At 71.2% G+C, this 23,822-nt stretch carries 16 protein-coding genes; 6 read left to right on the forward strand and 10 right to left on the reverse strand.

The features are described 5' to 3' along the window. Positions 1-289: 289 nt before the first annotated feature. The gene (locus tag ACFP1K_RS16590) at positions 290-832 is read right to left on the reverse strand and encodes an RNA 2'-phosphotransferase (RefSeq protein WP_380753600.1); all 543 of its coding nucleotides are present in this window, start codon (positions 830-832) and stop codon (positions 290-292) included. A gap of 49 nt (positions 833-881) precedes the next feature. Next, positions 882-2,963, reverse strand: a complete 2,082-nt coding sequence (locus ACFP1K_RS16595; RefSeq protein ID WP_380753603.1) for a M48 family metalloprotease — start codon at positions 2,961-2,963, stop codon at positions 882-884. 729 nt (positions 2,964-3,692) lie between these two features. Here ACFP1K_RS16595 and ACFP1K_RS16600 point away from each other — a divergent pair. Continuing rightward, the gene (locus ACFP1K_RS16600) at positions 3,693-6,287 is read left to right on the forward strand and encodes a CHAT domain-containing protein (RefSeq protein WP_380753605.1); all 2,595 of its coding nucleotides are present in this window, start codon (positions 3,693-3,695) and stop codon (positions 6,285-6,287) included. 4 nt (positions 6,288-6,291) lie between these two features. Here the strand turns inward: ACFP1K_RS16600 and ACFP1K_RS16605 are convergent, their stop codons facing one another. Further along, positions 6,292-7,431, reverse strand: coding sequence for a helix-turn-helix transcriptional regulator (locus ACFP1K_RS16605; RefSeq protein WP_380753608.1), 1,140 nt, complete (start codon positions 7,429-7,431; stop codon positions 6,292-6,294). Positions 7,432-7,524: 93 nt separating this feature from the next. Here ACFP1K_RS16605 and ACFP1K_RS16610 point away from each other — a divergent pair, with 93 nt between their 5' ends. The 5 genes from ACFP1K_RS16610 (at position 7,525) to ACFP1K_RS16630 (ending at position 15,374) form a co-directional block, all read left to right on the forward strand. Then, positions 7,525-8,244: a response regulator transcription factor gene (locus ACFP1K_RS16610; RefSeq protein WP_380753610.1), complete on the forward strand. Its 720-nt coding sequence runs from the start codon at positions 7,525-7,527 to the stop codon at positions 8,242-8,244. Between the two features lie 491 nt (positions 8,245-8,735). After that, positions 8,736-9,854, forward strand: a complete 1,119-nt coding sequence (locus tag ACFP1K_RS16615; RefSeq protein WP_380753613.1) for a ricin-type beta-trefoil lectin domain protein — start codon at positions 8,736-8,738, stop codon at positions 9,852-9,854. A gap of 230 nt (positions 9,855-10,084) precedes the next feature. After that, positions 10,085-11,296 carry a hypothetical protein gene (locus tag ACFP1K_RS16620; RefSeq protein WP_380753615.1) on the forward strand — a complete coding sequence of 404 codons (1,212 nt, stop codon included), beginning with the start codon at positions 10,085-10,087 and terminating at the stop codon, positions 11,294-11,296. A gap of 137 nt (positions 11,297-11,433) precedes the next feature. Further along, positions 11,434-14,424 (forward strand): helix-turn-helix transcriptional regulator, encoded by a 2,991-nt coding sequence (locus ACFP1K_RS16625; RefSeq protein WP_380753618.1) that lies wholly within the window; start codon positions 11,434-11,436, stop codon positions 14,422-14,424. Between the two features lie 233 nt (positions 14,425-14,657). Continuing rightward, positions 14,658-15,374: a PIG-L deacetylase family protein gene (locus ACFP1K_RS16630; RefSeq protein WP_380753620.1), complete on the forward strand. Its 717-nt coding sequence runs from the start codon at positions 14,658-14,660 to the stop codon at positions 15,372-15,374. An 81-nt stretch (positions 15,375-15,455) separates the two neighbouring features. On the opposite strand, the gene ACFP1K_RS16635 is transcribed toward ACFP1K_RS16630, so the two are convergent. The 7 genes from ACFP1K_RS16635 to ACFP1K_RS16665 form a co-directional block, all read right to left on the reverse strand. Then, positions 15,456-16,136 carry a Crp/Fnr family transcriptional regulator gene (locus ACFP1K_RS16635; RefSeq protein WP_380753623.1) on the reverse strand — a complete coding sequence of 227 codons (681 nt, stop codon included), beginning with the start codon at positions 16,134-16,136 and terminating at the stop codon, positions 15,456-15,458. An 81-nt stretch (positions 16,137-16,217) separates the two neighbouring features. Beyond that, entirely contained in the window at positions 16,218-17,393 is a 1,176-nt protein-coding gene (locus tag ACFP1K_RS16640; RefSeq protein WP_380753626.1) for an alpha/beta fold hydrolase, read from the reverse strand. 5 nt (positions 17,394-17,398) lie between these two features. Then, positions 17,399-18,346, reverse strand: coding sequence for a chlorinating enzyme (locus tag ACFP1K_RS16645; RefSeq protein WP_380753628.1), 948 nt, complete (start codon positions 18,344-18,346; stop codon positions 17,399-17,401). A gap of 11 nt (positions 18,347-18,357) precedes the next feature. Continuing rightward, positions 18,358-20,130 (reverse strand): amino acid adenylation domain-containing protein, encoded by a 1,773-nt coding sequence (locus ACFP1K_RS16650; protein WP_380753631.1) that lies wholly within the window; start codon positions 20,128-20,130, stop codon positions 18,358-18,360. Continuing rightward, positions 20,127-21,044, reverse strand: coding sequence for a DUF6039 family protein (locus ACFP1K_RS16655; protein ID WP_380753634.1), 918 nt, complete (start codon positions 21,042-21,044; stop codon positions 20,127-20,129). Before ACFP1K_RS16655 ends, ACFP1K_RS16650 begins: the two co-directional genes overlap by 4 nt. An 81-nt stretch (positions 21,045-21,125) precedes the next feature. Then, positions 21,126-22,505 (reverse strand): acyl-CoA carboxylase subunit beta, encoded by a 1,380-nt coding sequence (locus ACFP1K_RS16660; RefSeq protein WP_449329153.1) that lies wholly within the window; start codon positions 22,503-22,505, stop codon positions 21,126-21,128. Between the two features lie 8 nt (positions 22,506-22,513). Continuing rightward, the gene (locus ACFP1K_RS16665; RefSeq protein ID WP_380753640.1) at positions 22,514-23,722 is read right to left on the reverse strand and encodes a cytochrome P450; all 1,209 of its coding nucleotides are present in this window, start codon (positions 23,720-23,722) and stop codon (positions 22,514-22,516) included. Positions 23,723-23,822: the final 100 nt, after the last annotated feature.

The following is a 23,822-nucleotide window of genomic DNA, read 5'->3' on the forward strand; positions in this document are numbered from 1 at the left end:
GACCCCGTTCTCCCGCGACCGCCCGGGATCCGCCGACGAGCCAAGCTCGTCCCACGGCCTCCATCCGGGCCCTGAACTCGATCGCTGCAACGGTAGGTGTTACGAACACATGTCGTCAACAGTTTCGCAACTTTCCCTTTTCACACTCCGATCGCCTGCTGCGCACCGCTTCACTTCCGGACCACAGATACCGTTGCGAGCTGGCGTTCTACGGCGCATCGGGATTCGAACATCATGTGACCGTATTCCGAAACTTTCCTGGACACACCCGCTGAGGCCCTCGTCCCGATCACCCGGGAAAACGCAGGAACCCCGGCGGGACGTGGTCCACCAGCCACACGCCGTTGGCGCTGACCATGAACTCATGCCCGGCGGCGCGCATCGCGGCGGCGTCCACGACCAGCACCACCGGCACCCCTCTGCGCCCGCCGACCCGGCTCGCGGTGTCCCGGTCCGGTGACAGATGCACATGGTGCCGGTTCATCGGCCGCAACCCTTCCACCCGGATCGCCGCCACGTTCCGCCCCACCGTCCCGTGGTAGAGGACCGCCGGGGGCTCAACCACCGGAAGGTCGAGGTGGACCGGCACCGAATGGCCCTGGCTGGCGCGGATCCGCCCGTCCTCAAGGACATATCGCCGCTTGTCGTTGGCGGCCACCACCTGCTCGAGTTCGTCCAACGTGATGGGGAACCCACCCGCCCCGGCGGCCTGAAGAAGGACGTCCACGTCCACCCAGCCACCCTCGTCCAGCGCGATCCCGATCAGCTCCGGCTGATGCCGCAGATGCTTGGACAGGTACTTGGAGACCCGCACCATCCGTCGCTCATCCATCCACCCAGTTTTCCGTGACCCCCTTGCCCGGCCAACTCGATTTCCGGCCTCACGTCCAGCACTCCCATGATTCCGGGTTGTAGTAGTCGGCCATGCGTTCAAGCACGGAGGGCCGGGAGTACTGCCACTTGCAGACGTCGGCGACCCAGATGCCGCCCTCCTCGCCGTCCGGGAGGCGGCAACGCCAGCCATAGGCGTTGTCCGCCACCGAGATCGCCGCTTCGGCGCCCTGCGAACGGCAGAAGCCGTCGAGGTCGGCGGTGCCGAGACGCCCGGACACCCGCCAGCACTGCCATGACGACGAGTCGTGAAAGTCGATGATCTTGTCGATGGCCTTTCGCGTACCGTACTGGGACCTGCATGCCTCGGTCACGGAGAACGTCCTCTCCTCGCCACCGATGCGGCAGCGCCAGCCGTAGGCGTCGTCGGCCACGAGCACGGCCTCGTCGGCACCCGCCGAGACACAGTAGGCGTCGAAGTCCACCGGGCCTAGCAACGCCGGCGCGCTGGTCTTCGGGGCCGGGCGGGGAGTGGTCGTGCATCTGTAGTACGGGTCCGTGACCGGTGAGTACCTCGAAGTCCCGGCCTTGTTCCACGCCCGGACCCGAAAACACATGTAGGTTCCCGGCTTCAGGTTCCTCCAGTCGTAGGAGGTGGCACCGGCATCCACGGTCCGGCTGCTCTCGCCGTTGTTGACGGTGAAGGCGGTCTCGTTGCCGGAGTTGTCCTTCCAGGACACCCGGATCACGCGACCGCTCATCGCTCGGACGCTGACCTTCGACGGCCGTGCGGCCCGCATCGGCGGGGAGAGGGAGCGGCGAGCCGACGGGGTCACCGATGGCTCGGGCACCGGGGGATCGGCACCGTCATCTCGCGCGGACGGCTCGGGCGTCGAATCGGCCGGCTCGGAGGAGGACACCGACGGCGCCGATGAGGGAACTCCATCCTCCCGTGAGGTGGGAGCGGCCGAGGAGAGGAATGGAGCGTTCCCGTCCGGCGAAGGAGCCGGCTGGATGCGCTCGGCGCCGAGGGGATAGGAGGACACGGCGGTGGAACTCAACGTGATCACACCCGCACCGCCGATCAACAGGACGGCCGTGACGAGCAACGCGACGAAGAGCGCCAGCCCGGTGCGGAACTCACCTGTGCCCTCGGCGTAGGCGGAGAGCCTGGCGATCCGGCGCTCGGTACTGGGATGGGTCGAGAACAGCTCCGCCAGCACCCCGGTGACGTGAGGCGGTGCCACGCACAGTTCCTGCACCAGATGCCGCCCTCGGCGAAGCTCGGTTTCCTCCTCATCAAGTCGTGAGAGCGCGCGGCTCAGGGCCTCCGGCTTACCGGTGACATAGGCGGCGGTCGCGTCCGCGGCGAACTCCCGCTGCCGGCACAGCCCCATGGCCAGCACGTGTCCGGCCACGAGGACGACACGACCGAGCCGGAAGATCAACGGCGCGATCCACGAACTGCAGATCCAGCAGGACATGCGGATCGGCGAGACGATGACACCCGTGCTGTTCCTGGTGGCGGCCAGGAACGCGTCGCACACGAACCGCAGGGCCCTCGCGTAGAAGGTCAGCAGCACGTAGAGCCACCGGGTCCACATCATCGCGCCCTTGAGAGCGGTGCCCAGCCAGGAGTCACGGTTGGCGACGTGGGCCAGCTCATGCGCCACCACCGCCTCGACCGCCTCCGGGTCCTCGCCGAACAGCTGCAGGAGGCTCTCGGAGAACACCACCACAGCGCCACGACCCGAGCCGATCGCGAAGGCGTTCACAGAATCCTTCATGATCAATACTTTGGGCGGCGACATGCCGAGCCGGGCGGACACGTCGGCGACGAGGGTTCGCAGGCCGTCCAGGTGCACCGAGTCGTGGACGAGCGGAAGCCGCGCCAGGACCCAGCTCTTGAAGACCGCGCAGCTGACGACGATCACGGCGATCAGTGCGCCCGACACCGCGAGGCCGACCCGCACGTCCTTCGCCCACACGGTCACGATCACGCCCACCAGGGCGACACCCGCCAAGATCGCCAGACCGATGGTCACGGACAAGAGCAGGTTGCGCCGTCGCTGGCCGGTGATGAGCAGCAGCCCTGTGGACGCGCTTTGGGCCGAATTCGCGGGAGGAAGCATTGGCGCTCCTTGGCATGGTCAGCGACAACCGAGCCGAGAACCGCCCCGAGATCAGGATCCCGTAACTGGAGAGTAACAGTGAGTCGCCACGAACGACAAGAAGCGCGGAGCCGCCCGTCCCCTCACGACATATGCGCATACGTGGTTGCCAGCGAGGGTGGTCAGATCGCCGCGCAGGGAGAGCCTCCGCAGAGACCTACGGCGAGACCGTCTGCGTCGCCGGACTCAACCTCGACCTCAGTGCCCCCGGTTGGATGGGCCCAAAATTCGACTTGAGGTATCCCGGTATCCCGGAGCGACAGAGGAGCGCGGCGTGAGTTCGGCGAGCACGTTCAATGCGTTGGCGGAGAGGCTGATGGCGCGGTATCGGCGGTCGGGGGAGCGGGGGGAGTTGGAGGAGGCGCTTGGGTTGTTGCGGGAGGCGGTGGTCACGGGGGTGGGGGATGTGGAGTATGGGCAGTATTTGACGCATTTGAGTGTGGCGGCGCGGTGGATGTTCGAGGTGGGGGAGGACTTGGGGGTGTTGGAGGAGGCGGTCGTGGCGGGGCGGGAGGCGGTGGTGGTTACGCCGGAGGGGCATGAGTGGTATTCGCGGCGGTTGTCTAATTTGGGGAACGCGTTGCAGCGGGTTTATCAGCGGCGGGGGATCGGGGGGCGCTGGAGGAGGCCATCGGGGTGTTCTCGCGGGCGGTGGAGGGGAGTTCGGGGCGGGTCAGGGCTGTGGTGCGGATGAATCTCAGTGACGCGCTGCGGGAGAAGGGGGTGGTGGAAGGGGATGTGGGGGTGTTGACGGAGGCGCTTGCGGTGGGACGGGCGGCGGTCGAGGGGCTGGCGGGTGATGATCCGGAGGTTCCTGGGTTGTTGTCGAATGTGGGGCTGGTGCTGCGGGAGCGGTTCTTGCTGACGGGGGCGGAGGAGGATCTGCGGGAGACGGTCGAGTTGAGCCGGGCGGGGGCGGAGCAGCTCGCGGAGGAGCATCCGTACTGGGCGGGGCGGATGCTCAATCTCGGGATCGCGTTGCGGCATCTGTATGAGCACACGGGGGATGTGGGGGCGCTGGGTGAGTGTGTGGCGGCGCATCGGGCGGCGCTCCGGCGGCTGGACGCGGGGGACGCGGCGGTGGGGCGGTGCGCGTCGGGGCTCAGTGCGGCGCTGCGGCGCCTGTATCTGCGGCATGGGGACAGCGGGGAGCTGGACGAGGCGATCGAGGCGGCGCGGGTGGCGGTGGGGGCCACCGCGCGGGGGCATCGGCGGGAGTCGACGCGGCGGTTGAACCTGGGGGGTGCGCTGCTCACCCGTTACGAACGGACGAGGGTGGCGGGGGACCTCGCGGAGGCGATGGCCGAGGCGCGACAGGCGTACGACGCGGCCCTGCCGGGGGGTCCGGCTCAGGCGGACGCGGCGTCGCTGCTCGGGCTGGTGCTCCAGCGGGAGGGGGAGCGGACGGGCGACGCGGGGAGGCTGCGGGAGAGTGTCGCGCTGGCGCGGGCCGGGGTCGCGCAGGCTCGGCCGGGTGAGCCTGATCGGGCGCGGCATCTGGTGAATCTGGCGTCCGCGCTGCTCGCCGAGTACGACCGTACCGGTGCGGAGGGGGTGCTGCGGGAGGCGACCCGTACCTACGACGAGGCGATCGCGGCGACCCCGCCGGCCGATTCCCGGTGGGCCGACCGGCTGCTCGACCGGGGACGCGCCTATGCGAGGAGCCATCGGGTGGCCGCGCGTCCGGACGCGCTCGCGAGTGCCTACAAGGCGTTCGACGCGGCGGGGGGCTCGTCGTCGGGGACGCCGTCGGTGCGGATCCATGCGTACCGGGCGAAGGGGCGGCTGGCGGGTGAGGCCGGGCAATGGGGCGTCGCGGCGGAAGCCTACGCGGCGGCGCTGGCGTTGCTGCCGCTGGCGGCGCCGCGGCATCTGGCGCGAGCCGATCGGGAGTACGGGTTGTCGGACACGGTGGGGCTGGCGTCGGAGGCCGCGGCGGCGGCGCTGGCGGCGGGGGACGCGGAGCTGGCGGTGGTGTTGCTGGAGGAGGGGCGGGGGGTGATCCTCGGTGAGGAGTTCGCGACGCGGGACGGGCTGCGTGAGCTGGACGGACGTTCGGCGGAGCTGGCCCGTGAGGTCAGGCGGGTGCGTGCTCTGCTCAACGATCCGGTGACCGACGACCTGAGCGCGCCGTCGGGTGGTGACCGGCGGCGTGACCTTTCGGCCCGCTGGACCGCGCTCGTCGAGAGAGCCCGTGCCGTGCCCGGACTGGAGGGGCTGTTCGGCCGTCCCACGTTCGACGAGATCAAGGGGCACGCGGCCGAAGGGCCCGTCGTGCTGCTCAACGCGGCGGAACATCGGTCGGACGCGCTGGTCCTCACCCGCGACGGCGTGCGCGTCGTCCCCCTGCCGGGTGTCACCCTGACCGAGGCCGTACGGCGCGCCACCGAGTTCCTCACCGCGACGGACACCACCGCCGTCGCCGGCCCCGCGCCGGGTGACGCCGCCACCGGGGGCGACGTCCGGGAGGACGCCATCCGCGGGACGCTCCGCTGGCTGTGGGAGACGGTCGTGGGGCCCGTGCTCGGCACGCTCGACCTCGCCGGGACGCCGCGGGTCTGGTGGTGCCCAACCGGCGTGCTCACCTATCTGCCGTTTCACGCGGCGGGACCCGAGCAGGGGCCGTCGGCGCTCGATCTGGTCGTCTCGTCGTACACACCGACGGTGCGGGCCCTCGGGCACACCAGGACGGAACGGCCCGAGGTTCCCGTCGCGCCGCTGGCCGTGTCTCTGCCGCGGACGCCGGGGGCGCGGGACCTGCCGGGGGCGGTGCTCGAGGTACGGATCCTGCGGAACCTGCTTCCCGGGACGAAGTTCCTGACGGGGGCGAAGGCGACGCGGGGGGCCGTCCTGAAGAAGCTGCCGAGGTACGGTTACGCGCACTTCGCCTGCCACGGCGTGAGCGACGCCCGGCGGCCGTCGGACAGCCGTCTCCTGCTGGCCGACGGGCCACTGACCGTCGCCGACCTGATTCGGCTGGATCTGCGGAACGGGCGGCTGGCCGTCCTGCTGGCCTGCCGGACCACGCGGACCGCTCCCGACCTGCCCGACGAGGCCGTCCACATCGCGGGGGCGTTCCTGCTCGCGGGGTACGCGCAGGTGGTGGGCACGTTGTGGTCTCTCAACGACCTGAGTGCCGTCACGCTCACCGGGGGGCTGTACAGCGCGCCGGCGGATCCGTCGGGCAGCGCGGCGCGGGCGCTGCGGCGGGCGGTGCTCAAGACGCGTGCGACCTTTCCCGGGCGGCCGTCTCACTGGGCGGCGGCCGTTCATGTGGGGGCGTGAATCCTCAGGTCAGGAGGGGGGCCAGGTCGAGGCGGTGGTTGACGCCCAGTTTGGTGTAGACGTTGTAGAGGTGGTTGCCGACGGTGCGGTGGGAGAGGACCAGCCAGTCGGCGATCTCGCGGTTGGTGAGGTTCCAGGAGGCCAGGCGGGCGACCTCGAACTCCCTGGCGCTGAGAACCGTGCCGCCTGTTTCCTCGGGGCGGCGTAGTTCGGTGACGCGGCGCAGGCGGTTGCGGGTGGCAAGCGGGGCGGACCACGACCGGATGACCTGGCCGTGCAGGGGGTGCGCCAGCCGGACGCCCACGCCGGGGCCGCGGACCTCGACGGTGAGCAGGGCTCGTCGTTCCAGGCGTTCGACGGCGGCGGCGGAGGTCAGGCGGGTCAGCGCGTCCAGTGCCAGGGGCTCGCCGACGGCGACCAGTTCCAGTGCCTCGCGTTCGGTGTCGTCGAGTTCCCCGATCCCGGTCTCGACCATCTGCCGCAGCCGTGCGGTCACCACCAGGTCGCCGCGCCAGCGCCACCGGCCGTCGGCCCGGGTGAACGACTGGGCGCGGGCGAGTTCGATCAGCAGCCGCACGTTGCCGCCGGTGGCGTGGCGGAGCGCCTGGACGGCCGCCGCCTCCACCTCGCCGTCCAGCGCGGCGGCCAGCAGCCGCGCGGTGTCGCGCACCGAGAGCGGCGGCAGGTCCAGCCGGGACAGCCACCCGTCCTTCCACAACGAAAGGACCGCCGGTGGCAGTGCCGCACCGGAGAGTGCGGTCAGCGCCACACGGGCGCCGTGGTGGACCACCAGGTATCCGAGCGTCGCAGCCGACCGGGCGTCGAGCAGATGCGCGTCGTCCACGGCCAGCACCAGGACGGAGCCCTCGCGCAGCGGGGCGCGGACGGCCTCGGCGGCCCACCTGATCGGGTTGACGGGGCCGGACGAGGCGGGCAGCAGGTGCGCCAGCGCCCCGAACGGTACGTCGTGCCCCGCGCCCGCCACCCGGCGCACGACCGCGGCACACCGGTCGAACGCCGTCACCGCCTCGGCCAGCAACCGGCTCCTGCCGGAACCCGCCTCCCCCACGACCAGGACACCCGCGCCCTCCCGGAGCGCGGCCCGGATCGCGTCGCACTCCACCATGCGCCCCGCGAACGGCACCACGTCACACCTCCGCCATGGATCCCGGTCAAATTGTTGGCATGGGGCCACGAGCCGCGATATACGCGGAAGTACGTAGGCGGAAGGGGAAACATGCTCTCCAAGAACAGGTACGACCAGGTGATCGATCTGGCCGTCGAGCTGGTGACCATGAACCCCGCCGAGATCGACTACGGCTGGATCGCCGACTCGCTCCAGCAGGTGCTCGAATGCCCCACGGCCACCTTCTCCGAGGTGGGCAAGGACGGCGTCAAGGGCCTCGGCTGGCCCGAGACCCGCCTCACCAGCGCGACGATGACCGAGGTCACCCGGCGCAACATGGAACGCCACCCCCTGATCCAGCACTACGTGCACACCACCGACCGCCGCCCCCTGGCCGTCACCGACGTGACCACGATGCGAAGCTGGCGCTCGTCGGCGGTCGGCTCCGACATCCGCTCCGTCACCGGTTTCTACGACCACCTGGCCCTGCCCCTGCTCTCCCCCACCGGCACCATGCGCGCGTTCGCCCTCGGCAGGCCGGACGGAAGCTTCACCGCGCAGGAACGCGAGTTCGTGGAGAGGCTCCACCCCGTGCTGATCGCCCTGGACAGCCGCGCCCGCCTGGCACGCCCCACGGCCACCGCGCCCCGCCTGACGCCCCGCGAGGAACAGGTACTGGAACTCGTCGCCGCCGGACTCTCCCGCCGGCTCGCCGCGCGACGGCTCCGCGTCTCGATCAGGACGGTGGACAAGCACCTGGAGACCATCTATCGCAAGCTCGGCGTGAACAGCCACATGCAGGCGGCCCTCTGGCTGAGGGGCTCCCGCTGAGCCCGGCGAAAACTGTCAGGAGGCCGCCAAATCATTTCGGCGGCCGGGATGGACGCCGATGGCCCGGGGCCTGGGCGGATTTACTCGTCGAGTGTCGAAATTAGCGGCCACTTACGGCCGTGATGGCGGTTGAGACCGCTCACATCAGCCGGACTGAAACGTTTCTGGATTTCGCCCGGTTGGTTGCCGTGAACTTTTCACGGCCCGGCAGCCGCACGGCGTAGGCCCGGTGACGCCGTCGCAGTTGAGAGGTGGCGTCGGCGCGGAGGTCCCGACGGAGGCGCGGGCGTGTCTTGACGTGACCCGGCCATGTCGGTTTTGCTCCGCCTCACGTATAGCCATCATCAACCGTGAACGAGCGATGTTCGAGGTCGCTGCAGATGTTAGCGCGAACAATCGCTCCGCCTCCTGCTGCCGTCGACTCGATTTCTGATCATGCGCAGCACATCGATCGCCGCGCTCCGGGCGCGGAGAAGGGAACGGGTAACTCCATGGCGAGATTGACGCGCCTGTTCAGTGGCCTGGCAGCGGGATTGGCGCTGGTCGTGGCGATGGTGTTCGCCCCCGGCGCGGCCGGTGCCGAATCCAACGGCGGAGTGCGGGTGATGCCGCTCGGTGACTCGATCACCGACGGCTTCAACGTGCCGGGCGGGTACCGGATCAACCTGTGGCAGAGCCTGGTGTCGGGCGGCTACCGGGTCGACTTCGTCGGGTCGGGGTTCAACGGGCCGAGCAGCCTGGGCGACCACGACCACGAGGGGCACTCGGGCTGGCGGATCGACCAGATCGACGCGCAGATCGTGAACTGGCTGCGGACCTACACCCCGCGCACCGTGCTGCTGCACATCGGCACCAACGACATGTACAACGCCAGTGGCGCTCCCGGCCGGCTCGCCACCCTGCTGGACCGGATCTTCAGCACCGCGCCGGACACCTACGTGTTCGTCGCGACGATCATCCCGATGAACGGCAGGGACAACGAGGTCCGCGGCTTCAACTCCCAGATCCCGGGCCTGGTCCAGAGCCGCGCCAACGCCGGACGCCACATCTACCTGGTCGACATGTACAGCAAGCTCACCAGCTCCGACCTCGCCGACGGCATCCACCCCAACGCGGGCGGCTACAACAAGATGGCCGCCGCCTGGTACAGCGCCCTGCGCTCGGTCCCCGCCAGCCTCGAAGGCGGCACCCCGACCGCGACCCCGACGCCCACCGTGACCCCCACCTCCGGCGGCACCACGTTCCGCCTGCGTAACGAGGCGGCGGGCCGGTGTGTCGACTCGCCCAACAGCGCCACCGCCAACGGCACCCAGCTGCAGGTCTACGACTGCCACACCAACCCGAACCAGAGGTTCACCTACACCTCCGCCAGCCAGCTGCAGACGCTCGGCAAGTGCCTGGACTCCCCCACCAACGCCGGCTCCGGCACCAGAGTCCAGCTCTACGACTGCCACACCAACGCCAACCAGCGCTGGACCTTCAACTCCAACGGCACCGTCACCACCCCCGCCAACAACCTGTGCCTGAACGCCGCCGGCACCGGCAACGGATCCGGCGTCACCGTCGCCACCTGCAACGGCTCGGCCAACCAGAGGTGGACCCGGGCATAGCCCCGGATCGACCCGAACCGGCACCCGCCCGTGACCCTGGGCGGGTGCCGGTCCTGTGCCCGGCGGACGGCCGCATGCGTAGCGGCGTGACGAGAGATGAGTACCGACTGCTCATCCGGCGGCCGTGCGCCGGTGGCGATGATTCTCGATGTCGCCGACACCGAACGGGTGTCGCAGGATCAGACGGGGCGAGAAAGATGTTCAGTCGTACTTCCCTGCGGGGGCGGGGCGTGAGGGTCGTCACGGGAGCGCTGGTCGTGGCCGGTGTTCTGGTGTTCCCGCTGACGCAGGCGAGCGCGGATCCCGGGAACGGCGGGGCGGCGGGAGACGCGGAGCTGGCTCGGCGGCAGGCGCCGATGCTCGTGCTGGCCGATGAGCTGGAGGCCGCCAGCGGAGGTGGGTTCGCGGGGGTGGAGCTGGACGTGCCGGGGGGTGTCGTTCATCTCTACGCCAAGGGGGGCGCGCCCAAGGGGGTCGGGACGCTGGCGGCCAAGGCGCCGGGGGGGATCCGGGTCCAGGTGCATCCGGCGGAGTACTCGGCGGCCGAGTTGCGGGAGCGGGCGGAGGAGATCATCCGGACTCGGGGGCTGAGTGCCGGTGGGGATGTTCATCGGGTGACGCCGATGGCGGACGGCAGCGGGCTGGAGCTGGGGGTGACCAGCCAGGCGGGGATGGCCAAGGTCGCGGGTGAGCGGATGGTGGTCGGGGCCGAGGTGGAGTCGGTGACTCCTTATGACGGGCGGTGGGGGGGTAACTCGCCGTTCGAGGGGGGAATCCAGATCAACGCGTGCAGCGCCTCGTTCGGCGGGCTGATGTCGCCGGCCAGGGAGGACTGGGTGTACCCGGCGAAGCTCATCACGGCGGCGCACTGCTTCTCGGTGGGGGACGAGGTGCGTACCGGGAACTCCACCACGGGGACGGTGGTCATCGGGCATGTCGAGGCGGTCAACCCGCAGCTGGACACCGCGCTCATCGCGGTGGACCCGGGCAAGTTCGTCACCGGCTGGATGTGGGACGGCGGCGTGCAGGACGGGTCGGAGTTCGGCAAGCCGGTCGTGGGGACGTCCCAGGCGCGCAAGGGCTCGCTGGTGTGCGCCTCGGGGGCGTGGAGCGGGGTCCACTGTGACATCAAGATCACCAAGACGGACTCGACGCTGGACTGGGGGACGCACACGTCCCGGGCGGTGTCGATCGGCGACCAGTTGCAGGGCCAGCTCGCCGCCGGCGGCGGCGACAGCGGCGGCCCGGTGTTCACCCTCACCGGTGACTTCAGCAGCGTCCTCGCGGCCGGAGTGATCATCGGCGGGGACAGCAAGAAGCCGGCGACCTGCACCTACGTGTCCAGCCGTTGCTCCACCCGGCTGTTCTTCACCGACTTCAGGACCGTGCGCTCCTACTGGGGGCTGTCCTGGATGGCGGGCCAGGGTCCGGAAGGTCTCTGAGCAGTCCAGATAGACCGCGGGCCCCCCGAGGTTTCTCGGGGGGCCCGCTGTCATCAGTGAGCGCCAAGCGAACGACAACTGTTCGCCAATCCGGCTTCCGCAATCTTGGGAAGGTTGCCCACGGAAAGGCGAACGTGATGAGCAAGGTCGCGTACCCGCGTCCCGCCGGCCCGCCGGCGGGCCGGGGACCGGGCCGGGGGACGACGAGCCGGAAGGCCGGCGGCGCCACCCGTGAGCCCGGTCCGTACCCGTTGACGGGCCGCTGGCCGCTCGTCGGCCGCGACGCCGAGATGGCGCGGTTCGCCGAGGTGCTCGCGGACCGGTGGAGCCGGGGCTTCGTGGTCTGCGGGCCGCCGGGGGTGGGCAAGTCCCGGCTGGTGGAGGAGTGCCTGGCCGCGGCGGTGGCCGAGGGCTACGAGACGGTGCGGGCGACGACGAGCGAGGCGGCGTCCACGGTGCCGTTCGGGGCGGTGGCCCATCTGCTCCCGCCCGACGTGCACCCGGCCAACCCGGTGACGGGGTTCGTCTCGGTGTCCCGGGCGCTGGCCGGGACCCGGGACCGGCTGGTGGTTCTGGTCGACGACCTGAACCTGCTGGACCAGGCGTCCGTGGTGCTGATGCGGCAGCTCATGGACGTGGGCCTGATCTTCGTCATCGGGGCGATCCGGTCGGGAGGCCCCGCCACGGAGACGATCCGCTGGGACGACGGCGTCCATCGGGCCGACCTCGCCGAACTCGGCGGGGAGGCGGTGGAGGACCTGCTGCGCGCCGTGCTCGGCGGACCCGTGGGACGGCGCACGCTGCACGAGCTGTCCGGCCTGTCCGGCGGCAACGCGCTCTACCTGCGCGAACTGGTGCTCGGCGCGTTGCGCTCGGGGGCTCTCGCGAGCGATGGCACGTTGTGGGAGCTCACCGCGGGTCAGGTGGCGCCCGCGTCGTGGGAGCACGCCGGTGGCAGGGGGCAAGCCACACCCGCGTCGTGGGAGCACGCCGGTGGCACGGGGCAAGCCATGCCAGCGTCATGGGAGCACGCCGGGGAGGCGTGGCCGGTCACGCCGAGGCTGTCCGAACTGGTCGGCGCCCGGCTCGCGGCGGCGGGCGACGCGGCCCGCCCGCTGCTGGAGGCGCTGGCGCTGTGCGGGACGCTCGGGCCGCTGGATCTCGCCGCCGCCCCGCAGACCCTCATCGACCTGGAGCAGGCCGGTCTGATCCGCGCCTCCGGCGAGGGCCGCCGGGTATCCCTGACCCTGGCCCACCCGCTGTACGGCACGGTGCTGCGCGCACGGACACCGCTGATCCGGCGCCGGGCGACGCTGCTGCGCCAGGCGGAGCGGATCGAGGCGTGCGGCGCCCGGCGTGCCGGGGACGCGCGGCGCGTGGCGGCGTGGCGGCTCGCGGCCACCGGCACGGCGGGCACGGACCTGCTCCTGCGGGCCGCGGAGGAGTGCTGCCGCGCCGGTGACCACGCCGAGGCCCTCGCCCTGCTGGCCGAGGTGCCCGCCGCGGAGCACACCAACGCGTTCCGGCTCCTGTACGGCGAGGCGCTGCTGGAGTCGGGCCGCCGCGACGAGGCCGAGGCGGCGCTGGCGGGCCTGTGCGGAGGGGCCACGGAGGGGGAACGGCGGATCGCGCTGAGGCTGCGTGCCCGCAATCTGTTCCGCGCGGGCACCCGGACGGAGGAGGCGCTGGGCCTCAACGACGAGGCCCTCACCGGCGCCCCGCAGGGAGCCGGGCGCGACCTCCTGCTCGCCGACCGGGCCTCCATCCTCACCATGTCCGGCCGGCCCGCCGAGGCGGTGGCGCTGCTGGACGCCCTCCCGCCGGAGGCGCCGCGCGACGGCGACGTGACCGGGTGGCTGTGGGCGGCGACGGCGAAGGCGACCGGCCTGGCGCTGACCGGCCGCACCCGTGAGGCGTGGACCCTGGCCGAGACGGTGTCCGCGACCGAGACCGCGTCCCCCGGCGAGACGGCGGAACGGGCCCGCCGGACGCGCGCGCGGCACCCGGCCGCCGCGGCCGTCACCCCCCTTATCCCGCTCGCCCTCGCGGCGGCCGAGGACGGCCGGCTGGCCGAGGCCCGCGCCATCGCGGCGCGCGGCACCGCGAGCCTCGGCGCGGGTCCCCTGGCGGACCTCGGGGAACGCATCGGCACGGGCACCGCGATGTGGGCCGCGGTGGTGCGTGCGCGGGTGGAGTGGCTGGCCGGGCGGGTGGCCGGGGCGCGGCGCTGGTACGCCGAGGCGGCGGCGCTGGCGCGGACCCGCGGCCATGTCCGTCCGATGCGGCTGGTCCTGTCCGGGTTGTGCGCGTCCGCGGCGGTGCTCGGCGACACCGAGGCCGCGCAGGCGGCACTGGACGAACTCGGCGCGTACCCGGCCACGCCGCTGTTCGCGGGCGAGGACCTCCTCGGGGAGGCCTGGCTGGCGGCGGCCCGGGGCCGTCTGGCCGAGGCGCGCGGCATCCTCACCGGCGCCGCGGCGGCCGCACGGGAGGCGGGGCGGCCCGACGGCGAGGCACTGCTGCTCACCGACGTGGCCCGCCTCGGCGGGGCCCGGCAGGTGGCCGGGCGTCTCGCGGAGCTGGCCGCGGCGGGCGAGGGGGGCCTGACGGCGGCCAGGGCACGGCTGGCCGCGGCCCTGGCGGCGAACGACCCGGAACGGCTCGCCGAGGTCGCGGGCACGCTCGGGGACATCGGCGCGGACCTCCTCGCCGCCGAGGCCGCCACCACCGCCGCCGCGGCCTGGCGCCGCGACGGCTCCCCCCGCCAGGCCGCCGCGGCGGCGGCACGCGCCGCGGAGCTCCTGGCCCGCTGCGAGGGCGCGGGCACTCCCCTGCTGGCCACCGGCCACGAGACCGTCCCTCTCACGGCCCGCGAGCGCGACATCGCCCTGCTGGCCGCCGGCGGCACCCCGAGCAAGGACATCGCGCGGACCCTGGTCCTGTCGGTGCGCACCGTCGACAACCACCTCCAGAAGATCTACACGAAGCTGGGCGTCACCACCCGCCGCGATCTCGCGCACGCCCTTGAGGGACGGCGGGCCCAGCGGGCCTCCGCGCCCCAGGAGGTACGGCGAGGGACCTGCCCGGACGGCGGTGCCGTCCGGCGCGGGGCACAGCGCGGGAATTGACTATTGACATTCCATCAATTAGCGCCTCCGGCGGCGCCGGCATAAAGCCGCGGGAGCGAGGAATCGAGGGTTTTCCTGGGGTTCGGCGGGAGCGACGGATATTCCCGACACCCGGGCTAGAGAATCCCGGGTGCGAGCCGGATAGCGGACGGGAACACAGAGCCATAGCAGCCTCATGCCGGCCGCGCCTATTTCCAGGTTTGCCAATGTTTCGTGCGGTCAGGGGAGCCTTCATGACCGAAAACCTGCAACCTGTTCCCGACGACTGGACAACGGCGCTGGCCATTGTGGCGCATCCCGACGACATGGAGTTCGGATGCGCCGGGGCCGTCGCGGCGTGGACCGCGAGCGGCAAGCACGTCGGCTATCTGCTCCTCACCCGAGGCGAGGCCGGCATCGACGGAATGGCTCCCGCGGAGGCCGTCAAGGTGCGCGAGGAGGAGCAGCGGGCCAGCGCGGCCATCTGCGGGGTGGAGTCGGTGGAGTTCCTGGACTACGCCGACGGGACCATCGAGCCCTCGCTGGCGCTGCGGCGCGACCTGGTGGCGGCGATCCGGCGGCACCGCCCTGAGCTGCTGATCACCTTCACCCACCACGACTTCACCTACACCGGCAAGTGGAACTCGCCGGACCACCGCAACACCGGCCGTGCCGCGCTGGACGCGGTGCTGGACGCGGGCAACCGGTGGATCTTCCCCGACGTCGAGGCCGAGCCGTGGGGCGGCGTCAAGTACGCGGCCATCGCGGGCTCCACCAGGCCGACGCACGCGGTGGACGTCACCGACTCGCTGGACGTGGCGGTGGCCTCCGTCGAGGCCCACGAGGCCTATCTGACAGGGCTCGGGCTCCCGCCCGGCGCGGCGCGCGGGCCGCTGGAAGGGTTCGTCCGCAGCACGGGTGAGCGGTTCGGTGGCCGTCCGGCGATCCCCTTCGAGCTCCTGCGCTTCTGACCTGCTCCTACACGCGGCGACGCCCCGCAGTCCGGGACTGCGGGGCGTTTCTCGTGTCCGGGGGGACCGGGCGGTCAGGGGTCAGAACCATGGGACGCCGTTGACGTACTCGGCGAGCCTCTTCTCGTTGACCAGCAAGAAGGCCTCCGACACCGGGAGCACCAGGCCCGCGTCCTTGAACCTCTTCAGGAAGTAGCCGACGCGGGAGCGGGTGGTGCCCACCATGCCCGAGAGCTCCTCCTGGGTGATGCGCTCCTCGATGGCCAGCAGATGGCCGGAGCGCTGCTTGCCGAGCTTCCTGGAGAGCCGGAGCAGGACCTCGGCGAGGCGCTGCTCGCTGTCCATCGTCACCATCGACGTGATGACCTGCTGCTGCTCGGTGAGGCGCTCGGCCATGTGGTCGATGAAGCCGTTGAGCAGTTTGCGGTCCGCCAGCGCGGAGCGGAAGCCGTCCGCGGGGATCCTCCTGATCCAGGAGGTGCGCATCACCGTCGCGGTCTCGGCGCGCACCGCGCCGAGCAGCGAGGACTCGCCGAAGATGTCACCCGACGTGTAGATCGATAATAGGCACTCCTTGCCGCAGCGGGCGTAGGTCAGAGTCTTGACCTGCCCGCTCTCGACAAGATAGATGTTCCCGTCGTGTTCACCACAGTTGTAGATATGTGTTCTTTTCGCATATCTGATCGAAGATGCGCCGAGTGAGTCGCTCGCAGCGAGCGTTCTTAGTTCGTCCTTGAACTGCGACACCTCTACAGAAGTCATGCCCGCACCTTCGACCTAGGTTCCGTGTGCTCAGAACCACATACCCATACATCTGAGAAAAAACGGGAATGGTCAAAGATGTTAGTGGCCGCTTGTACGGCAGAGGGTGGGAAGGGAGTCGATAAAGTCTCCTAGCAGGGACATCAAATCGGGTTCGCCCTTGAAGAGCGAAATATGATCACCGTGCGGCCGGACGTGCAAGATCGCGTCGGGCAGGGCCTTCGCTACGACCTTCGAGCCGTCGGGGTGCGCCGTCTGGTCGTCGGTGCTGGTGACCACGAGCACCGGCCGGCGAATGTCCGCCAGCCACGGCATAACGTCCGTCTCCATGATCGTGCCGTTCAGGCGGCAGTACCTGAACAACATCTCGGGTGTGGCGTACGGATAGACGACCAGATGCGCCAGGTCCGGCGGGATCGCCGACAACATGGTCTGGCACAGCACGGGATGGATCGCGGCGGCCTTTTCGGGCCCGGCGGCGGCCATCTCCATGAGTCCCACCAGGTTCTGCTGGTGGGAGGTCTTCTGCGCCGCCTGGGTACCGGCGAAGTCCCCGTGCCACAGGCTCAGGGAGCCGACCCGGGCCGATTCGCCGTCGCCGCCCTCCCGCACGTCGCGGTGGGCGGCGGCCAGCCCGATGACCGCGCCGCCGCACAGGCACATCAGGTGGGCCTGGCCCACCCCGAAGTGGTCCATGACGGCCGTCACGTCGCCGGCCTGCGCCTCGATCTCCGCGGGGGCCGCCGCGGCGTCGCCGAACAGGCCCCGGGTCTCCCAGGTGAGCACGTAGTGGTCACGGGCCAGGTAACGCATCCACTGCTCGGCGAGCCGCGCGGGCATGCCGCAGGGCATGATCACCACCACGGCGGGGTCCTCGCGCCTGCCCGCCGCGTAGACGACCAGCGGGGGGCCGCCGCCCGCGTCCGGCACCTCCTCGCGGACGCACAACCCCTCGAAGCCCTGTGCCGCGACGTCGCCCGCCGTGTGCTCGATCACCTCCAGCGGCACGTCCGGGTTCAGGCCGCCCGGCCGGAGGGCGAGGTGCTCGCTGAGCACCCGCTCGAACACCCCCAGGCCGTCGCGGTCCTCGGTGAGGTGGAAGTCCGGTGCGCCCAGCTGCCCCGCCAACCTGTTGAGCAGGGAGGAGGATTCGGCCGGGCCGGCCACGCGCACCGGATGTTCGAGGACACCCGCGAGGGGCCGCGCGGACAGCACGGCCTCCGCCAGGCGTCTCAGTTCCGTCGTCTCGGTGGTCACGGGCGTCACCGCGTCGTGAACGGGTGCCCGGTCGTCGTCGCCGACGCCATGCGGTTGCGCGGGTTGTCGTTGTGCCCCGCGACCAGGACGGCACCGTAGCGGTCCAGGCTGACCTTGCCGCCGTACTCCTCGATCTCGTCGGTGCCCGGGTACACCTCCACCTTGGTCGGCACGTACCGGGACGCGAAGCCGAGCCGCATCTCGTCGGTGCGCCCGGCGTGCGGCAGGGAGGCGTGCATGAGCGTGGACCAGAACAGGATGGCCTCACCGGGCCGCATGACCATCGAGACGGCCTTCGACTCGTCCGGCTTCCAGTCGGGGTCGACCTGCAGCTCGCGGTAGTCGTAGCCGAAGAAGCCCCGCCGGACGCCGTCCTTCTCCTCGGCGTTGATCTTGTCCGGGTCGTAGTGCATCTTCTTGGTCTCGTCGTAGAACATCGTCTGGTGCGTGCCGGGGATGAACTGCAGGCAGCCGGTCTCCTCGTTGGCCTCGGTGAACGCCGTCCAGACGGTGATGGTGCCGCCGAACTCCTCGGCCTCGGGCCAGACGATCTGCGGCTGCCCCGACGCGTTGGCGAAGGTGTCCGCCTGGTGCCAGTCGGTGCCCTCGTCGCCGGGGTACTTGGGGAAGAACTCGGTGCGCCAGCACAGCACGTCGGGGCCGAGCACGCTCCTGACCCTGTCCACGATCTGCGGCCGGCTGATGTGGTCGGCCAGGAACGAGGAGTCCAGGTGCCGGTCGTAGTTGGAGATGTTGGTGTTGCCGGAGGTCGCGGCCTCCTCCTGGTACACGGCGTTGCTGCGGTCCATCAGCCGCAGCCGCTCGCGCCGCCACGTGGCCCGCATCTCGTCGATCTCGTACACCTTGAACGGTCCGAAGTAGCCGCGGGTGTGGAAGCTCCGCAGTTCCTCCTGACTCATCCCGAATCCGGCCTGCGTACGGGTTTCCTGCATGATGTTCCTTCCTAGGCGTTCAGTCGTTCCCCGACGCAGGAGGCCAGGCTCTGCACCGACGCCTCCTCCAGTTCGCCGCCGGTGAGCGCGAGCCCGTAGTGCTCGTTCACCTGGGCGATGATGCGGGTCAGCGCGAGCGAGGTGGCTCCGAGGTCGAACAGGTCCGCGTCCGGCGGCACCTCCTCGCGGTCCAGCACGTTCGCGGCGATGCGCTGCACGACCCTGATGGGCGGAACGCTCTGGGTGGATTCGGCGGCGGGCCGCTTCGCCTGGTCGACCAGGGCGCCACGGTCCGCCTTTCCCTGTACGGTCATGGGTATCTCCGCAACGATGTGATATTGGGACGGACGCGCGTGGACGGGGAGCTCCTCCGCCGCCCGCGCGGTGAGCCGGCGGGTCAGGTCCGCGTCCGGCTCGGTGCCCGGGGCGGGCACCACGAACGCCAGCAGGCGCACGTCTCCTTCGCCGTAGTCCCGGGCCGCGACCACCGCGCCCGCGACCCCCGGCTCCCCGAGCAGGCACACCTCGATCTCGCGGGGCTCCACCCGGAAGCCGCGGACCTTGATCTGGTCGTCGGCGCGCCCGATGTAGGCGTGCTCGCCGCCGGGCAGGCGTACCGCCAGGTCGCCCGTGCGGTAGAGCCGGGTGCCGTCCGCGCTCTCGGCGAAGCGCTCGGCGGTGAGCCGGGGACGGCCCAGGTAGCCGCGCGCGAGGCCCTCCCCGGAGACGTACAGCTCCGCGGCCACGCCGTCCGGCACGCGGCGTCCGTCCGCGTCGAGCAGGTGGAGGCCGAGGTCGGGGATCGGCACGCCGATCGGGCTGGTCTCGGGGTGCTCCAGGTCGTCGCCGAGGATCCGGCGGTAGGTCACGTGGACGGTGGTCTCGGTGATGCCGTACATGTTGATCAGTTCGGGCTTCTCGTCGCCGTAGCGGTCGATCCAGGGCTTCAGCACCTCGACGTCGAGCCGCTCGCCGCCGAACACGACACGGCGCAGGCGGAACGGCGACGGCTCGTCCCTGCGGGCGTCGGCGGCGGCGAGGTGCCGGAACGCCGACGGGGTCTGGGCGAGCACGGTGACGCCCTCGTCGAGCAGCAGCTCGCGGAACGCCTCGGGGGACCTCGCGACCTGCGCCGGCACGACGACCAGGCGGCCCCCGTACAGCAGGGCGCTCCAGATCTCCCAGACGGAGAAGTCGAAGCTCACCGAGTGGAACAGCGTGACGACGTCGTTCTCGTCGAACCCGAACCACTGCCCGGTCCGCTCGAAAAGCCGCACGGCGTTGCGGTGCTCCACCAGCACGCCCTTCGGCGCGCCGGTCGACCCCGAGGTGTAGATGACGTACGCGAGGTCGCGGTCGCCCACCTCGGGCCCGCCGAGGCCGGCGCCGGGCGCCGGGTCGTCCCGGTCGATCCACAGGACCTGGACCGGGCGGCCGCTCAGCGCGTCGGCGACCCGCGACACCGCGACGACCGTCGAGACGCCGCTGTCGTCGAGCAGGTACTCGATCCGCTTGGCCGGATAGGTGGGGTCGATGGGGACGTAGGCGCCCCCGGCCTTCAGGATGCCGAGCAGCCCGACGATCATCTCGACGCTCCGGTCGGCGCACAGCCCCACCAGGACGCCCGGACCCACTCCCCGCGCGCGCAGCCGCGGCACGAGCCGTTCGGCGCGCTCGTCGAGCTCTCCGTAGGAGATCTCGCCGTCGGGGGCGGACACGGCGATCCGGCCGGGCTGCGACCTGGCGTGCTCAGCGAAGATCTGATGCAGGCATTTCCCGGTCATGTGGCGTACATCCCCCAGTGGTGCGGGGTCAGGGCGACGTCGGCCATGCTGCCGGGGACGAACATCCTGGCCCAGGTGCCGCCGCCGCGCTCGGGGGCGATCCGCTCCTGGAAGTACAAGTCGCGGACGCGCTCGTCCTTCACGTGCAGCGAGAGCACCTTGTAGTAGGTGGCCAGCGACTTCAGGTGGATCAGCCAGTGGATCCGGTCGGCGCTGCCGAACGCCTCCTCGTAGACGAACACCGTCGCCTCACCCGGGAGGTTCTCGTTGATGGACTCGGCGGCCTCGCGGGCGAACGTGCGGCCCTCGGACCTGAAGTCGTAGTCGAGCTGGGCGGTGCGGTGCAGCAGCAGGCCGCAGGTGCCCGAGTGCAGGACCTGCTCGGCGGGCAGCGGCACCTGCTCGCGGGCTCCGGGGAGCGAGGTGATGGGACCGGTCTGGGTGTACTGGGCGGTCGCCCGCTCCCGCTCGCCGTCGACCTTGGTGCCGTACATGCCCCAGAACTGCGGCATCAGCACGGTCTCCTGCATGCTCCCGTCGACGAACATCTTGTCCCAGCCGGCGCCTTCCTCGGCCTGCTGCTTGGCGACGTTGTCCCGGTACTCCTCGTCGGAGGTGCCCATGTGGACCATCGCCTCGTAGGCGTCCAGGGAGCTGAGGTGGATGAGCCAGTGCAGTTTGTCCTTGGTGCCGAACGTCTCCTCGTAGACGTACGCGCTGGCGACCCCCACCTGCTTGGCGGTGACGACCTCGGCCATCATGCGGGCGAACTTGCGCCCCTCGGCGTGGAAGCCGTTCTTCAGCTGGGCCGTACGCTCGACGATCACTCCTGCGTTCCCTGAGTTCAGCAGGTCCGCGGCGGGGACCGAGGTCTGCTGCTGCGCGGGCGGTATGACCGGACTCGGATTTGTCATCGCTGGACTCCGTCTTTTATCGGCTATTCGTCACGCTAATCAGGACCGTGACGGGCGCCTGCTCAATACTGAGCAGGGCTCTCACAAGGGGATGTTGGTGTGGTGGCCGCGCGAGGGCAGGGCGTTCAGCAGGGCCCCGGCGATCCTGCGGCGCGTCTCCTTGGGGTCGATCACCGCGTCGACCACACCGATCTCGACGGCCCTGCCGACGCCGCCGACGTCGCGCTCGTGCTCGACGATCAGCCTGCGGCGCAGCGCCTCGCGCCGCCCGTCGGTCTCGGATCTCAGCTTCCTGCGGTGCAGGATGTCCACCGCCGCGGCGGCGCCCATGACGGCGACCTCGGCGGACGGCCACGCGAACACGGCCGACGCGCCGAGCGCCCGGGAGTTCATGGCGACGTAGGCGCCGCCGTAGGACTTGCGGGTGACCAGGGTGACGCGGGGCACCACGGCCTCGGCGAACGCGTGCAGCAGCTTGGCGCCGCGCCGCACCACGCCGTCCCACTCCTGCCTGACGCCGGGCAGGTAGCCGGGCACGTCCACGATGACGACCAGGGGGATGCCCAGCGAGTCGCACATGCGCACGAAGCGGGCGGCCTTCTCCGCGCTCGCGGCGTCGAGGCAGCCGCCCTTGCGCAGCGGGTTGTTGGCGAGCACGCCGACCGTCCGGGTCGCCAGGCGCGCCAGGACGGTGACCATGTTGGGGGCCCACCGGGGGTGCAGCTCGACACCCGGGCCGTCGGTGAGCGCGTGCACCAGCGGCTTGACGTCGTAGGCGCGGCGGGCCCTCCTCGGCAGCAGCTCGCTGAGGTCGGTCTCGTCCATGGCCTGCTCCGGCCGGATGGTGCCGGGGTCGCCGAGCAGCGCGGTGACGCGCCGGGTCTCGGCGACGGCCTGGGCGTCGTCGGGGGCGACGACATGGGCCACGCCGCTGCGGCGGCTGTGGGTGTCGGGGCCGCCGAGGCTCTTCATGTCGACGTCCTCGCCGGTGACCTGCCTGACCACGTCGGGGCCGGTGACGAAGATGCGGCCACCCTCGCTCATGATCACGATGTCGGTGAGCGCCGGCCCGTAGGCGGCGCCCCCGGCGGCCGGGCCGAGCACCAGGGATATCTGCGGCACCACGCCGGAGGCGTGCACCATGGCGGCGAACATCCGCCCGACCCCGTGCAGCGCGGCGACGCCGTCGCCGAGCCGGGCGCCGCCGGAGTGCCAGATCCCGACGACCGGCACCTTCTCCCGTACGGCGAGGTCGATGGTGTCGACGATGCGGGTGCAGCCCTCCGGGCCCATGGCGCCGCCCATCCGGGCGGGGTCGGTGGCGAAGGCGACCACCGGGCAGCCCTCGACGAGGCCCCGTGCGCCCGTGACGCCGCAGTCGTCGTCACCGGGCAGCGGGGTCGCGGCGCCGTCGTCGAACAGGGCGCGCAGCCTGGCCATGGGGTCCCGGTCGTCGTCCATCGCGGACATCACCAGGTCACGGGCAGCTCGTGCACGCCGTACACGAACATGTCGAAGCGGAACGGCACCTGCTCCACCGGCACCGCGAGCCGCAGGCCGGGGATGCGGCCGAACAGCTCGGCCCAGGCGATCTCCAGCTGGACGCGGGCGAGGATCTGGCCCATGCACTGGTGGACGCCGTACCCGAAGGAGAAGTGGTCGTGCCGTTCCCGGTCGAAGTCCAGCCGGTCGGGGCACTCGAAGACGTCCTCGTCGCGGTTGGCGGAGGCGACCACCACCACGACGCCCTCGCCCGCCTTGATGAGCTGCCCGCCCACCTCGACGTCCTCGGTGGCGGCGCGGCGCAGGCCGTAGTCGATGACGGTCTGGTGCCGGATGATCTCCTCGACGGCGTCGGGCAGCTTCGCGGGGTCGGCGCGCAGCTCCGCCACCCGGTCGGGGTTCTCCAGCAGGGCGACGGTCCCCGAGCCGATCTGGTTGGCGATGGTCTCGTAGCCGGCGACCATGAGCAGGGTCGCGATGCCCACGACCTCCTCGCGGCTCACCCCGGCCTCCTCCCGGCGCGCGCACATGCGGCTCAGCACGTCGTCGGCGGGCTCGGCCTCCTTCATCGCCACGAGCTTGTCCAGGTACTCCTTGAGGTCGTTGCGCACCTGGATGCGCCGCTTGGGGTCGACGCTCTGGTCCCCGATGACCTTGGTCGTGTCGTGGAAGTACTCGCGGTCCTCGTACGGCACACCCAGCAGCTCGGTGATCACCATCGAGGGCAGCGGCAGGGCGAGGGTCTGCACCAGGTCGACCGGCGGGGTCGCGGCGGCCATGTCGCCGACCAGCTTCTCCGCGATCTCCTGGATGGCCGGGCGCATCGCCTCGACGCGGCGGCGGGTGAGCTCGGGCAGCAGCAGGCGGCGCAGCCGGGAGTGGTCGGGCGGGTCCATCCGGATGAACGTGCCCGGTCCCGGAGGCTGCGCGGTGAGCCGCGCGGGGAACCCAGGGGTGGAGAAGTCGGAGCTGAACCGGGGGTCGCCCAGGATCGTCTGCGCGTCCGCGTACCGCGTCACCAGCCAAACGACGCTGTCGTCGAACTCGAGCCTGATACGGGTGATGGGACGCTCGGCGCGCAGCAGCCGGTACTCGGTGGGCGGGTCGAGCGGGCACGTCCTGGGCATGGGATAGGTGTCGGGGAACCTCGCGGCGTCGGTGTCGGCAGCGTCCATGACACCAGCTTGTGCCGGGCACGGCGCGCGGTCTGCTCAACACTGAGCACGACGGCGCACCGCACGCGCACCCCCGCGCACGCGAAACGCGGCGGGACGA

The organism is Sphaerisporangium aureirubrum (assembly GCF_042658925.1).
Lineage (GTDB): Bacteria > Actinomycetota > Actinomycetes > Streptosporangiales > Streptosporangiaceae > Sphaerisporangium > Sphaerisporangium aureirubrum.

What these genes read in the sequence shown, in the direction of transcription:
- ACFP1K_RS16590 (WP_380753600.1), bottom strand. Translation starts at nt 832, where the DNA reads ATGGATGAGCGACGGATGGTGCGGGTCTCCAAGTACCTGTCCAAGCAT.
- ACFP1K_RS16595 (WP_380753603.1), bottom strand. Translation starts at nt 2,963, where the DNA reads ATGCTTCCTCCCGCGAATTCGGCCCAAAGCGCGTCCACAGGGCTGCTG.
- ACFP1K_RS16600 (WP_380753605.1), top strand. Translation starts at nt 3,693, where the DNA reads ATGAATCTCAGTGACGCGCTGCGGGAGAAGGGGGTGGTGGAAGGGGAT.
- ACFP1K_RS16610 (WP_380753610.1), top strand. Translation starts at nt 7,525, where the DNA reads ATGCTCTCCAAGAACAGGTACGACCAGGTGATCGATCTGGCCGTCGAG.
- ACFP1K_RS16615 (WP_380753613.1), top strand. Translation starts at nt 8,736, where the DNA reads ATGGCGAGATTGACGCGCCTGTTCAGTGGCCTGGCAGCGGGATTGGCG.
- ACFP1K_RS16625 (WP_380753618.1), top strand. Translation starts at nt 11,434, where the DNA reads ATGAGCAAGGTCGCGTACCCGCGTCCCGCCGGCCCGCCGGCGGGCCGG.
- ACFP1K_RS16630 (WP_380753620.1), top strand. Translation starts at nt 14,658, where the DNA reads ATGACCGAAAACCTGCAACCTGTTCCCGACGACTGGACAACGGCGCTG.
- ACFP1K_RS16635 (WP_380753623.1), bottom strand. Translation starts at nt 16,136, where the DNA reads ATGACTTCTGTAGAGGTGTCGCAGTTCAAGGACGAACTAAGAACGCTC.
- ACFP1K_RS16645 (WP_380753628.1), bottom strand. Translation starts at nt 18,346, where the DNA reads ATGCAGGAAACCCGTACGCAGGCCGGATTCGGGATGAGTCAGGAGGAA.
- ACFP1K_RS16650 (WP_380753631.1), bottom strand. Translation starts at nt 20,130, where the DNA reads ATGACCGGGAAATGCCTGCATCAGATCTTCGCTGAGCACGCCAGGTCG.
- ACFP1K_RS16655 (WP_380753634.1), bottom strand. Translation starts at nt 21,044, where the DNA reads ATGACAAATCCGAGTCCGGTCATACCGCCCGCGCAGCAGCAGACCTCG.
- ACFP1K_RS16660 (WP_449329153.1), bottom strand. Translation starts at nt 22,505, where the DNA reads ATGGACGACGACCGGGACCCCATGGCCAGGCTGCGCGCCCTGTTCGAC.
- ACFP1K_RS16665 (WP_380753640.1), bottom strand. Translation starts at nt 23,722, where the DNA reads ATGGACGCTGCCGACACCGACGCCGCGAGGTTCCCCGACACCTATCCC.